This is a genomic window from Mobilicoccus sp., assembly GCF_032060985.1.
Taxonomy (GTDB): Bacteria; Actinomycetota; Actinomycetes; order Actinomycetales; family Dermatophilaceae; genus Mobilicoccus.
On record NZ_DAMBGD010000004.1, the window covers coordinates 92,385 to 105,348 of the forward strand.

Consider the following 12,964-nt stretch of genomic DNA (forward strand, 5'->3'; position numbering starts at 1 on the left):
CGTCATGGAGACCACCCCCGGCACCACGACGGCGCTGCCGCGCAGAGGCACGGCACCCGACCCGCAGCGCGACCCCGAGGGATGCGTCCGCGCCGAGCGCCTCGACCACCCGGTCGTCGTCGGTGCGGGACTCGCCGGGTACGCGACCGCACTCGCGCTCGCCGCCCGCGGGTGCCCGGCCACGGTCCTCTCCCCCGAGACCGACCCCCGCGGCGGGGACACGACATCGACTGCCCGCGCGCAGGGCGGACTCGCCGCCGCGCTCGGCGCCGACGACTCCCCCGCGCTGCACGCCGAGGACACGCTCGCCGCCGGCGCTGGTCTCACCGAGCCCGCGGTGGCGCGGCGTGTCACGGCGGCGGGCCCCGCCGTCGTCGACCTCCTCCTCGGCCTGGGGACCCGGTTCGACCGCGACGACGCCGGCGCCCTGCAGCTCGGCCTCGAGGGGGCGCACGGACGCCACCGCATCGTCCACGCCGACGGTGACTCCACCGGCGCCGAGATCCTCCGCGCGGTCGCGGCCGCCGCGGACGAGCATCCCCTCGTCACCGTCCGCACCGGGACCCGGGTGGCGCGCCTCGTCGTCGAGGACGGTGTCGTCCGCGGCCTGCACGCGGTCGACTCGACCGGGTCGGAGGGACTGCTGCGCCTCGAGGCCCCGGCCGTCGTCCTCGCGACCGGCGGCCTCGGTGCCCTGTTCGCCCACACGACCAACCCGGTGACGTCGTGGGGCTCCGGCCTCGCCCTCGGCCTGCGCGCAGGCGCGACCGTGCGAGACCTCGAGATGGTCCAGTTCCACCCCACGGCCCTCGCCGTCGGCGGCGACCCGATGCCGCTCGTCAGCGAGGCCGTGCGCGGGGAGGGCGTCGCGCTCGTCCTCGACGACGGCACGCCGCTCGCCAACCCCCTCGCCGCACGCGACGTCGTCGCCCGCGCGGTGTGGGAGGCCATGTCGGCGGGGCGCGGGGTGTTCCTCGACGTCCCCGGGGGGCCACCGGAACTGCGCCGGGACTTCGCCCGCCGCTTCCCCACCGTCACGCGGTCCTGCCGCCAGGCCGGTCTCGATCCGAGCCGTGACCGTCTCCCCGTCCGGCCCGCCGCCCACTACCACATGGGCGGATTGGCCGTCGACGAGCGCGGACGCACCGACGTCCCCGGGCTCTGGGCCGTCGGCGAGGTCGCGAGCACCGGGCTCCACGGCGCCAACCGCCTCGCGAGCAACAGCCTGCTCGAGGCCGTCGCCTGCGCCCAGGACCTCGCGGACGACCTCGCCGCCGTCCTCACCGACACCCCCGGCGGCCCTGCCCCCGTCCCCGGACCCGCCCCCGTGGCGCCTCCCGGGGGCGGCAGGCACGCGGGACGTCCCCGGATCACCGACGTCGCGCCCCCGCCCCTGCCGAGCGCGCCGGGAGTGTCGGACCGGGCGCTGCTCGAGTCCGCCGCCGGTCTCTACCGCGACGGCGAGACCCTGCGTCGCGCGGCCGCGACGCTCGGCGCCGGCGCGCGGGACGACGACGCCCGCCTCCTCGCGGCGCTGCTCCTCACCGCGGCGCTCGACCGCGCGGAGAGCCGCGGCGCCCATCGCCGCCTCGACCACCCCGAGGCCGGGCGTGCCCGCCACACCCTCACCCACCTCGGTCACCTCGACCAGAGCCTCCGGAGCGCGTCATGACCGACCCGACCACCGCCCGACCGACACCGGTCCTCGACCCCCTGCCCGAGATCCTCGTGGCCCCCGTCGTGCGGGCGGCGCTCCTCGAAGACCTCGGCCACGCCGGGGACCTCACGACCGCCGCGACCGTGCCCCGCGACCTCACCGGCTCGGTGGCCCTCGTCGCCCGTGACGCAGGCGTCGTCGCCGGACTCCCGGCCGCCCTGCTCGCGTGGCGCCTCCTGGACCCCGGTGTGGAGACCCGGGTCGCGCGCCCCGACGGCTCCCCCGTGGCGCCCGGCGACGAGATCGCCGTCGTCACGGGCGCGGTCCACACCCTCCTCACCGGTGAACGCGTCGCCCTCAACCTCCTCTCCCACCTGTCGGGGGTCGCCACGGCGACGGCCGGGCTCGTCGAGGCCGTCGCCGGGACACGGGCGTCGATCTGCTGCACCCGCAAGACGACCCCCGCTCTGCGCGCCCTCGAGAAGGCCGCGGTGCGTGCGGGCGGCGGGGCGAACCACCGCTTCGGGCTCGATGACGCCGTCCTCGTCAAGGACAACCACCTCGCGTTCGCGGGCGGCATCGCACCGGCCCTCGCGGGGATCCGGGCCCGGGTGGGGCACCTCGTCAAGGTCGAGGTCGAGGTCGACACCCTCGAGCAGCTGCGGGAGGTCGTCGAGATCGGGGTCGAGCCCGGCCTCGTCGACGTCGTCATGCTCGACAACATGGGCCTGGAGGAGCTCGCCGAGGCCGTCGCGTTCGTCGACCGGCGCTGCCTCCTGGAGGCCTCGGGGCGCGTCACCCGCGAGACCGCCGGCCCCATCGCCGAGACGGGGGTGGACCTCATCTCCGCGGGGTGGATCACCCACAGCGCCCCGATCCTCGACGTGGGCCTCGACCACCGCTGAACCCCGCCCCACCGATGCGCCGGCGCCCTGCGCTGCGCACGGTGCCCTGCGCCCGGTGTCCGGTGTCCGGTGTCCTGAAATACGTCGGGCCCGGCCCGCCGAACCCGAACGCCACCCCCGTCGTGTCACCACCCCCGCTGTCACCTCGACCGACTCGTCGTCCGCGGACGGTTCGCGCGCTGCTCCCGGGGCGACCGCGGGGGCGCTCGTCGCCCCGTGCGACGTGGACGACCGTCCGACACCCGGTACCCTTGGTCCGCCGGACGCCGTCCGGTGGGTGCCCGGGGAGGTGCCCCACCCGGGGGACCCAGGAGGACCAGCGTGCACGTCACGCCCCAGTCGCAGGGGGTCACGCCGCCCCCGGCACGCCTCGCCTGGATCGACATGGCTCGAGGCTTCTGCGTCATCGCCGTCGTGCTGCTCCACGTGGGGCTCTTCCACGTCGCCCCGCTCGCTCCCGATCCCCACGGCCGGCCGTTGTCCCGCGCCTGGGTCCTGTTCAACGAGGCGGTGCTCGCCGACCTGCGGATGCCGCTGCTGCTCCTCCTGTCGGGATACCTCGCCCGCACGAAGGTCCGCGAGGGCCTCTCCTACGTGCGTACGAGGGTGGCGATCCTCACCAACCTGCACCTCTACGTCGTGTGGACGCTCGTGTTCTTCGCGCTCGGGGTGCTGTTCTACCCGTCGTTGGGGAGCAGGTTCACCGGGTGGTCGATCCCGGGACTCCTCGCCAGCCTGCTGTATCCCCAGACGGGACCGCTCTGGTTCGTCTACGTCCTGTTCGTCTCGCTCGCGGTGCTCGCCGCCGCCCGGCGTGTGCCGACGCCCGTGGTCCTGCTCGGATTCTTCGCGGTCGGCTGGGCCGCCATCGCCCTCACCCATGAATCCGCCGGCCTGCCGCGGGCGATCTTCTACGCCTTCGGGGCGCTGCTCGGCGAACGACTCGTGCGTCTCGCCGACTCCCGCGTCGCGGCCCTCGTCTCCCTCGTCGCCTACGGCGGGCTGATGGCCGCCATCGAGAAGGTCGACCCGGCCTACTCCTATCCGGTCATCGTGCTCGCGGGGCTGTGTGCCGCGGTGGCGTTCATGGCGATCTCGAAGGTCCTCGCCCGGGTGCGGTTCCTGCGGGAACCCGGAGCGTGGATCGGCCGCCGCACCCTCGGGGTGTACGTCCTGCACTGGCCCCTCGTGGCGCTCCTCACGTGGGTGGGGACGAGGCGGCCGGAGTGGTTCCGCCCCATGCTGGGCAGCCAGGTCGTCGACGTCGCCTACCCCATCCTCGTCACCGCGGCCATCGTCCTGCTGTCCATCGCGCTCGAGCGGGTGCTGCGCTCGGTGGGTCTGGGAGACCTGTTCGACCCGCCCCGGTGGATCGTCGACCGCGTGTCCCGGTCGGCTCGTCACACCCGGGAGCAGCCGCAGTCACTCCCCCGAGCGGCCTGACCGGCGACGATCCCGTCCCGGCGCTCGACGCCGCCACGCGGCAGGCGGGTCGTGAACGAGGGCTCGCGCGTGCCACGCCTGCGGCCTCAGACCAACAGCCGATGCAGGACGGTGTCGGCGAGCAGGCGACCGCGTTCGGTGAGCACGAGCCTCCCACCGGGCGTCGCGTCGGCCAGCCCGTCGTGCAGGACGCCGTCGACCGCCGCCCTCCCCTCGGGACGCAGTCGCTCCAGGGGCAACCCCTCGGCGAGGCGGATCCGCAACATCACGTCCTCGGCGTAGCGCTGGTCCGGGTCGAGGATCTCCCTGGCCTGGGCCGGGGACCGCCCCGCGGCGAGGCGGGCCGCGTACGCCGAGGGATGCCGGACGTTCCACCAGCGCACACCCCCGACGTGGCTGTGCGCCCCGGGCCCGAAGCCCCACCACGGGCCGCTGCGCCAGTACCCCTCGTTGTGACGGCACACCCCGGCCTCGGTGGCCGACCAGTTGCTCACCTCGTACCAGCGGTAGCCCGCGGCCCGGAGCAGGTCCTCGGCGAGCTCGTACTTGTCCGCCTCGTCGTCGTCCTCCGGTGCCGGCACCTCACCCCGGCGTACCTGCACGGCGAGCCTCGTGCCCTCCTCGACGACGAGGGCGTAGGCGCTCACGTGGTCGGGGCGCAGGGCGATGGCGGCCTCGAGGGAACGGCGCCAGTCGTCGAGGGACTCACCGGGGGTGCCGTAGATGAGGTCGACGCTCGTCGCGAGCCCGGAGTCGCGGGCGGCCTCGACGCTGCGCCCGACGGCGCCCTGGTCATGGGTGCGATCGAGGGTGGCGAGGACGTGCGGGACGGCCGACTGCATCCCGAGACTCACGCGCGTGACCCCCGCGGCGGCGAGCTGCGCGAGACGCTCCGGGGAGGTCGCGGGGTCGACGGTGTCGGGGTTCGCCTCGGTCGTGATCTCGACACCCGGAGCGAACCCGAACGTCTCCTCGAGCGTGCCGAGGATCCCGGCGATCTGCGCCGGGTCCAGGAGGGTGGGCGTGCCGCCGCCGAAGAACACCGTGTCGAACGGGCGGGCGGGCAGGACGCGCGCGGACAGGGCGATCTCGGCGGTCAGGGCCTCGAGGTAGGAGCTGCTCGCCTCCCCGACTGCGGGGCTGCCGAGCTCACCCGGGGTGTAGGTGTTGAAGTCGCAGTAGCCACACCGGCGCAGACAGAACGGGACGTGCACGTAGGCCCCGAACGCGTCCCGGCCCCCGTCCACGCCCTGCGTGAACGCCTCGAGGGCGGTGGGGGGAAGCTCCCCCGTGAGCGGGGCGGGGTCACCGTCAGGGGGTCGTCCAGGCACGGGGGCAGTCTGCCACCACACGCCGGAACGATCCGTGGCAGGATGGGCGCCGACGACGCACGCCAGGGGTCGAGTCGGACCCGGCGCCGTCGCACGGGGATTCACATTCGGGTTTCGATGTCAGGGGACACCTGGAGGGGTCGGCTCGACGACCTCGGCCGAGCCGGACGACGACCTCGCGGCCGGACGGCCTCGGGTCGACCGACCCACCACCGCAGCATCGGGCGATCCGCGCGGCGCTGAGTCCGCCGCCCTCCCGGCGGACTCAGCGTCGCGCCGGTCGCCCGAACGCGAGATCGCGGATGTCGCGCCCGAGGTCGGTGCCCTTGCGTTCGTACCGCGTGAGGACCCGCCCGTCGAACCGCGGCCCCCATGGCGAGCCCGGATGCCGCGAGACCAACCCCGGCGCCGCCTCGCACACGGCGCGCATGACCTCGGCGTAGTCGGGCCAGTCGGTCGCGAGCCGCAGGACGCCCCCGGGTTCGAGGACCCGCGTGACGGCGGTGACGAACGCCTCGTCGACGAGCCGACGCTTGTGGTGGCGCGCCTTGGGCCATGGGTCCGGGAAGAAGACCCGCACCTCGCGCACGCTTTCCGGGGGCAGCGCCGACGCGATCACCGCCCGGGCGTCCGCCGGCAGCACCAGGAGGTTGTCCAGAGCGGCACGCTCCGCGGCGACGATCGTGCGTGCCAGACCCGGCCGGTAGACCTCCACCGCGAGGTGGTCGACCTCCGGGTGGGCCTGCGCCGAGGCGAGGACGGCCTCGCCGTCACCCGAGCCGATCTCGACGACGAGCGGGGCGGTGCGTCCGAACAGCGCAGCGGCGTCGAGGTGCCACCCCGGCGCGAGGGACGTCGAGCGGGCGTCCCGCTCGGGGGCGACGACGTAGCGCGCATGATGGGCGTCCCAGGCCTGCTGGTGACGATGGGAGAGACGACCGTCACGCCGGGCGAAGGAGACGACCTCACGACGGATCCGCTCCCGGGCGCCGGCCTCCGATACGCCCTCGCCCCGCTGAGCCACCGGCTACTTCTTCGAGTTCTCGGCGGCGTCGTTGGAGAGCGCGGCGATGAAGGCCTCCTGCGGCACCTCGACGGTGCCGACCATCTTCATCCGCTTCTTGCCCGCCTTCTGCTTCTCGAGCAGCTTGCGCTTTCGGCTGATGTCACCGCCGTAGCACTTGGCGAGCACGTCCTTGCGGATCGCGCGGATGGTCTCGCGGGCGATGATGCGGCTGCCGATCGCGGCCTGGATCGGCACCTCGAACTGCTGTCGCGGGATGAGTTCGCGCAGCTTGGAGGCCATGCGCACGCCGTAGGCGTAGGCGGCGTCCTTGTGGACGATGGCGCTGAAGGCGTCGACCTGGTCGCCCTGGAGGAGGATGTCGACCTTGACGAGGTCGGCCTCCTGACTGCCGTCGGGTTCGTAGTCGAGCGAGGCGTAGCCGCGGGTCTTGCTCTTGAGCTGGTCGAAGAAGTCGAACACGATCTCCGCGAGCGGCAGGGTGTACCGCATCTCGACGCGGTCCTCGGACAGGTAGTCCATGCCCCGCAACGACCCACGCCTGCTCTGGCACAGCTCCATGACCGCGCCGATGAACTCGCTCGGCACGAGGATCGTCGCACGGACGACGGGCTCGGTGACCGACGCGATCTTGCCCGCGGGGAACTCGCTCGGGTTGGTCACCTCGACGACGGAACCGTCCTCCATCCTCACGTCGTACTCGACGTTCGGGAGCGTCGAGATGAGGTCAAGGTCGAACTCCCGCTCGAGCCGCTCGCGCACGATCTCGAGGTGCAGCATGCCGAGGAAGCCCACGCGGAACCCGAAGCCCAGGGCCGCGGAGGTCTCCGGCTCGTAGACGAGCGCGGCGTCGTTGAGCTTGAGCTTGTCGAGGGCGTCGCGCAGCACCGGGTAGTCGGAGCCGTCGATCGGGTAGAGGCCCGAGAACACCATGGGCCGCGGGTCGCGGTAGCCGCCGAGTGACTGCGTGGCGGGGGTTCGCTGGTCGGTGACGGTGTCGCCGACGCGGGACTGTCGCACATCCTTGACGCCGGTGATGAGGTAGCCCACCTCGCCGACACCGAGGCCGTCGCTCGGTGTGGGTTCGGGTGAGATGACGCCGATCTCGAGGAGTTCGTGCGTCGCCTTGGTCGACATCATCTGGATGCGGCCCCGGGGCGTGAGGTGGCCGTCGACGACCCGCACGTAGGTGACGACACCGCGGTAGGTGTCGTAGACGGAGTCGAAGATCATCGCGCGGGCGGGCGCATCCGCGTCTCCGGTGGGCGGGGGGACGAGCTCGACGATGCGGTCGAGAAGGGCCTCGACGCCCTCGCCGGTCTTGCCGGACACCTGGAGCACGTCCTCCGGATCGCACCCGATGAGGCCGGCGATCTCGGCGGCGTACTTCTCGGGCTGCGCGGCCGGGAGATCGATCTTGTTGAGGACCGGGATGATCTCGAGGTCGTTCTCCATCGCCAGGTACAGGTTGGCGAGGGTCTGCGCCTCGATGCCCTGGGCCGCGTCGACGAGCAGGATCGCGCCCTCGCACGCGGCGAGGCTCCGGGACACCTCGTAGGTGAAGTCGACGTGACCGGGGGTGTCGATCATGTTGAGGCAGTAGGTCTGCTGCCCGTCCTCGCCGTCGATCGCCCACGGCAGGCGCACCGCCTGGGACTTGATCGTGATGCCGCGCTCCCGCTCGATGTCCATGCGGTCGAGGTACTGGGCGCGCATGAGCCGTTCGTCGACGATCCCCGTGAGCTGCAGCATGCGATCGGCCAGCGTGGACTTGCCGTGGTCGATGTGCGCGATGATGCAGAAGTTGCGGATGAGCTCCGCCGGCGTCGCGTGCGGCGGCAACGCGGTGCGGGCCATGGGGGACACGAGTAAAGAACCTCATCGGGACGGGGACGGGGCGAGACCCCCAGTCTCCCATACGCGACGACACGCCCCCGTCCGCCGCCGGAGGTCGTGGTGGGGACGTGAGGAGGAGCGGCCGATCGGGCGGACTCCGCGCCGACCCGGTCCCCGACGTGGGGATGTCGGGGACTCCCGCTGCCGTGATCCTCCCGTTAGCCTGACCCGGTGACTCTCAGCCGCCTGCTCACGACCCTCGGCCGAGCCGTCCTCCGCGGCGTGCAGCAGGAGGTGGCCGGCTCCAGCGAGGCCCGCCGCCAGAAGCACCCCCGGCCACGAACGGGGCACGCGCACACGACCCCCTCGACGACCTACCCCGGCGACTACCGGGGCGAGCTCAACCCGCAGTACACCCCGACCGCGGACGGTCGCCCGGACCCGGGCGAGGTGTGCTGGGCCTGGATCCCCTACGAGGAGGACCACGCCCGAGGCAAGGACCGGCCCGCGCTCATCGTCGGTCAGGACGGGCCATGGCTGCTGGCGCTGCCGTTGACGAGCAAGGATCACGACCGCGACGACCGTCGGGAGGCGGCCCGCGGGCGCCACTGGATGGACGTCGGCAGCGGCTCCTGGGACCGGCAGGGGCGCCCCAGCGAGGTCAGGCTCGACCGGGTGGTGCGTCTCGCGCCCTCGACGGTGCGCCGGGACGGCCCCGCCCTCGATCGTGAACTCTTCGACGCGGTGCTCCAGGAGGCCTCGCGCGTCAATCGCCGCTGATCCGCTCGGGACGTCCGGTCTCGGTCGTGTCGTCGGTCGTGTTCTCGCTCGTGTCGTCCGTCTCGCCCGGCGCATCCGAGGCGGTGTCCGCAGTGCGCGGGGTGACCTCGTCCCGGAGGTGCCGGTAGGCGTGCTGGGCGACCAGGTTGACCCGGGCCTCACGGAGGATCGGCTCGAGGAAGGCGGCGCGGTACGCCCGGTCCGTCGACGCCGACGCCGCGAACGACAGAGCACAGAAGCTGGCCAGGATGAGGCTCACCCGCAGCAGTTCGACGCTCACTCCCAGGGGCACGTCGAGAAAGGCGATGGCGTCGGGCGCCCTCCCCATCCAGGAGGCCGCCACGGGGTCCGAGATGGCGAGCGTGCCGAAGGCGATGAAGAACGTGAGCATGACCACGCCGAACAGCGCGACCTGGATGCTCTGGGCTGCGATGGGGACGAGCAGGAAGTTGACCCGCTCCCCCGGTCGCAAGGTCGCGGGCTCCCCCTCGCAGACGACGCCCGCCAGCGGGGTTCCGTGCAGCAGCGCCTCGATCCCCCCGTCCTCCGGTGACGACCGCTCCACGTGGGGACGGAGTTCGTCGCGTGCCGTCACGACGACGACGAGAAGGGCGAGGATCGACAGGACCCCCGCGACGCCGAACGTGCGGGCGGTGTCCAGACCGGCCGCGACCTGCCAGATCTCCGCGTTGAAGAACAGGAACAGCACCGCCACCATGAGCACCGGCAACACCCGTAGGACCATCGGGCCGACGCTCCACAGCTCCCTTAGGGTGCGCCGAAGAGCCCAGTGGATCAGCGAGTCCACGCCCAGCACGATGAGTCCGAGGAGCGCCGCCGCCGCGGTCAGCCGGAACCAGAGCGGCCCCGCCACGGCGACCCCGTGAGCCCTGGCCGCCAGGATCGCCCCCACCGCCACCCAGGCGGGGATCGCGACGAGTCCGACGATCCGGGAGGCGAGGTTCGAGCGGTGCACCGTGCGCCACGTCACCCACCCCGCGAGGACCGCAGCCACGGGGGCGAGGACGAACAGAAGCAGGACGAACGCCATCGGCACCGTCAGCTCGACCGCCCGCTCGAACGTGTCGGCCGAGGCGGCCACCACCTGCCAGGCCGAGTCGAGCACGACCAGGGCGACGAACAGGGGCGCCGATCGACCGAGCGCCGCCCGGATCCGCACCGAGAGCGGGAGCACCTGAGGAACCCCGCGATGACGGAACCAGGACTCGACTTCGGACAGGAGACCCATCGCCCCTCCTCCTTCAGATCACGACCTCACGAGTCACGACTCACGGATCGGCACTCAGGGTCTCGGCCGGCCGAGAACGGGTCACCGTTCGCCGGGCCCCGACCGTTCGTCCCATCGGCCCCCGCGGCGCGCCGCGTCCCCCACCGCAGCACAGGGCGCCCCCGGCGTTCACCGGGGGCGCCCGTGCGGGGATCGCCGATCAGTCGAGGTAGTCGCGCAGGACCTGGCTGCGGCTCGGGTGACGCAGCTTGCTCATCGTCTTCGACTCGATCTGACGGATGCGCTCGCGGGTGACACCGTAGACCTTGCCGATCTCGTCGAGGGTCTTGGGCTGACCGTCGGTGAGACCGAAGCGCATCGACACCACGCCCGCCTCGCGCTCGGAGAGCGTGTCGAGCACGGAGTGCAACTGCTCCTGCAGCAGCGTGAAGCTCACCGCGTCGGCCGGGACGACCGCCTCGGAGTCCTCGATGAGGTCACCGAACTCCGAGTCGCCGTCCTCACCGAGGGGGGTGTGCAGCGAGATCGGCTCGCGACCGTACTTCTGCACCTCGACGACCTTCTCGGGGGTCATGTCGAGTTCCTTGGCGAGCTCCTCCGGCGTGGGTTCGCGACCCAGATCCTGGAGCATCTGCCGTTGGACGCGGGCGAGCTTGTTGATGACCTCGACCATGTGCACCGGGATGCGGATGGTGCGCGCCTGGTCGGCCATCGCCCGGGTGATGGCCTGACGGATCCACCACGTCGCGTACGTGGAGAACTTGAAGCCCTTCGTGTAGTCGAACTTCTCGACCGCACGGATGAGACCGAGGTTGCCCTCCTGGATGAGGTCGAGGAAGAGCATGCCGCGGCCGGTGTAGCGCTTGGCCAGGGAGACGACCAGACGCAGGTTGGCCTCGAGGAGGTGGTTCTTGGCGTTCTTGCCGTCCTGGGCGATCCACCACAGGTCGCGCTTCATCTGCGCGTCGAAGGTCTCCCCCGAGTTGAGGCGCTCCTCGGCGAACAGGCCGGCCTCGATCCGCTTGGCGAGCTCGACCTCCTGCTCGGCATTGAGGAGGGCGACCTTGCCGATCTGCTTGAGGTAGTCCTTGACCGGGTCGGCGGTGGCACCGGCCGTGACGACCTGCTGCGCCGGGGCGTCGTCCTCGTCGTCCTCACGGAGGACGAAGCCGGACTCCTCGGTGCCCTCGGCCGGTGTCTCGGCGGTCTTCTTGGCCTTGCGCGTGCGGCGACCCTTGCGCGCGGACTTGTCGTCGGTGCCGTCCTCGACCGCGTCGTCGCCGTCCTCGGCGACATCCCCGTCCGCGACGACGTCCTCGACCTCGGCGACCTCGGCGGCGAGGTCCTCGGCGCCGGGTTCCACGGCGAGGTCATCGAGCTCGACGTCCTCGGTGGTGGACACGGCGTCCTCGACCCCGTCCTTGGCACCAGCGGCCGCGGTCTTCTTGGCGGCCGCGGTCTTGGCGGCGGACTTGGCCGCGGTCTTCCTGGGCGTGCTCTTACGAGCCGTCGTCTTACGGGCGGTCGTCTTCGCCGCGGTCTCGGTCGGCGCCCCGGCCGTGTCCGTGGTCTCGGTCGGCGCCCCGGCCGTGTCCGTCGCCGCCTCGCCCGCCGCGGTGGTCTTGGTGGCCGCGGCGCTCTTGGCGGCCGCGGTCTTGGCGGTGCCCGCCTTGGCCGCCGTCGTCTTCGCCGTGGACGTCTTCGCCGCGGTCTTGGCGGTCGACCGGGACGTCGACTTGGCCGCGGTCTTGCGCGGGGCCCGCTTGCGGGTGGTGCCCACCGCCTGTGCGGCGTGCTCGGTGTCGAGAGTGATCTGAACGCCGCTCTGCTCGAGGGCGCGGATGACCGCCTTCTGTCGGGCGGGGGTGAGTTCCGCGGTCTCGAGGGCGGTCTTGAGATCGCCGCTGTCGACCGATCCGCGCGTCATCCCGACCTTGAGGAGATTCTCGAGAGCGGGGTGCGTGAACTCGGCAGGGAGTTTGGCCGGTGTTGCGGCCGACTGGGGGGCATTCGCCACGGGTACCCTGACACCTTTCTGACGGGACAGACGAAGCCGTCGATGCGCTTCGTCGAAGGGATCGCCCCGATGAGCGGGGCACGGTCACGGGCGTCACAGCGGGATGAGCATCATCCCGGCGGCCGTCGTCGGAGCACCATTATAATTCCACGCCGGCCTCTCCTGCACGACCGACCGTTCCGGACACCCCCGCCGGCGCGCCCTGCGTCTGGGCGCCACGCACGTCAACGCAGGTGCGGGGCGGGCCATTCCGAGTCGAGACGCGTCAGGAGGCCTTGACGGCGATGACGGGGCATCGGGCGTCGAGAAGGATGCGCTGGGCGTTGGATCCGAGGACGAGCTTGCCGATCGGGGACCGACGCCGTAGCCCGATGACGATGCAGGCCGCGCCGACCTCGTCGGCCACGTCGATGAGGTCCTCGGCGGGTTCGTTGCCGCGCGCGAGGTGACGCTCGACGAGCTGCACCCCCGACTCCTCGAGCTCACCCCGGACGGCTTCGAGGGTGTCTGCGAGGTGACGGGCCGCCTCGGCCTCGGGGTCGCGTCCCGTGCGGCTCGAGTCGACGAGGACGAGGTCGCACCCTCGTAGCCTCGCCTCGTCCGCCGCCTGGCGGAGGGCGGCGGTCCCCTCACGGGTCGGGATGTACCCCACGACGACGGACACTGCAGCCTCCTGGTGGACTCGGGTGCGTCTTGATCTGGCACCTCGGACACCGGGGCGC

The 12,964-nt window shown here is 72.4% G+C and carries 10 protein-coding genes; 4 read left to right on the top strand and 6 right to left on the bottom strand.

Annotated elements, in window-relative coordinates; genetic code table 11:
* Positions 1-4 precede the first annotated feature (4 nt).
* The 3 genes from RT054_RS04925 to RT054_RS04935 all read left to right on the top strand — a co-directional run bounded on the left by RT054_RS04925 (position 5) and on the right by RT054_RS04935 (position 4,005).
* Positions 5-1,672, top strand: a complete 1,668-nt coding sequence (locus tag RT054_RS04925; protein WP_313022381.1) for an FAD-binding protein — start codon at positions 5-7, stop codon at positions 1,670-1,672.
* A complete protein-coding gene (gene nadC, locus RT054_RS04930; RefSeq protein WP_313022382.1) occupies positions 1,669-2,562 on the top strand; it encodes a carboxylating nicotinate-nucleotide diphosphorylase in 894 nt (297 codons plus the stop codon). Before RT054_RS04925 ends, nadC begins: the two co-directional genes overlap by 4 nt.
* Positions 2,563-2,883: 321 nt before the next feature.
* Positions 2,884-4,005, top strand: a complete 1,122-nt coding sequence (locus RT054_RS04935) for an acyltransferase (RefSeq protein ID WP_313022383.1) — start codon at positions 2,884-2,886, stop codon at positions 4,003-4,005.
* A gap of 86 nt (positions 4,006-4,091) precedes the next feature.
* Here the strand turns inward: RT054_RS04935 and hemW are convergent, their stop codons facing one another.
* The 3 genes from hemW to lepA all read right to left on the bottom strand — a co-directional run bounded on the left by hemW (position 4,092) and on the right by lepA (position 8,217).
* Positions 4,092-5,336 (bottom strand): radical SAM family heme chaperone HemW, encoded by a 1,245-nt coding sequence (gene hemW / locus RT054_RS04940; protein WP_313022385.1) that lies wholly within the window; start codon positions 5,334-5,336, stop codon positions 4,092-4,094.
* Between the two features lie 265 nt (positions 5,337-5,601).
* Positions 5,602-6,360, bottom strand: coding sequence for a tRNA (guanosine(46)-N7)-methyltransferase TrmB (gene trmB / locus RT054_RS04945; protein WP_313022386.1), 759 nt, complete (start codon positions 6,358-6,360; stop codon positions 5,602-5,604).
* Positions 6,361-6,363: 3 nt separating this feature from the next.
* A complete protein-coding gene (lepA, locus tag RT054_RS04950; protein WP_312719391.1) occupies positions 6,364-8,217 on the bottom strand; it encodes a translation elongation factor 4 in 1,854 nt (617 codons plus the stop codon).
* A 210-nt stretch (positions 8,218-8,427) separates the two neighbouring features.
* Between lepA and RT054_RS04955 the strand changes: the two genes are divergently transcribed.
* Positions 8,428-8,976 (top strand): type II toxin-antitoxin system PemK/MazF family toxin, encoded by a 549-nt coding sequence (locus RT054_RS04955; RefSeq protein ID WP_312719364.1) that lies wholly within the window; start codon positions 8,428-8,430, stop codon positions 8,974-8,976.
* Here the strand turns inward: RT054_RS04955 and RT054_RS04960 are convergent.
* From RT054_RS04960 to RT054_RS04970, 3 genes are all read right to left on the bottom strand, one after another.
* Positions 8,963-10,225 (bottom strand): hypothetical protein, encoded by a 1,263-nt coding sequence (locus RT054_RS04960; protein ID WP_313022388.1) that lies wholly within the window; start codon positions 10,223-10,225, stop codon positions 8,963-8,965. The genes RT054_RS04955 and RT054_RS04960 overlap by 14 nt on opposite strands.
* 199 nt (positions 10,226-10,424) lie before the next feature.
* Positions 10,425-12,242 carry an RNA polymerase sigma factor gene (locus RT054_RS04965; RefSeq protein WP_313022390.1) on the bottom strand — a complete coding sequence of 606 codons (1,818 nt, stop codon included), beginning with the start codon at positions 12,240-12,242 and terminating at the stop codon, positions 10,425-10,427.
* 265 nt (positions 12,243-12,507) lie between these two features.
* Complete coding sequence (locus RT054_RS04970; protein WP_313022391.1) at positions 12,508-12,906, bottom strand: universal stress protein; 399 nt, start codon at positions 12,904-12,906, stop codon at positions 12,508-12,510.
* Positions 12,907-12,964 lie beyond the last annotated feature (58 nt).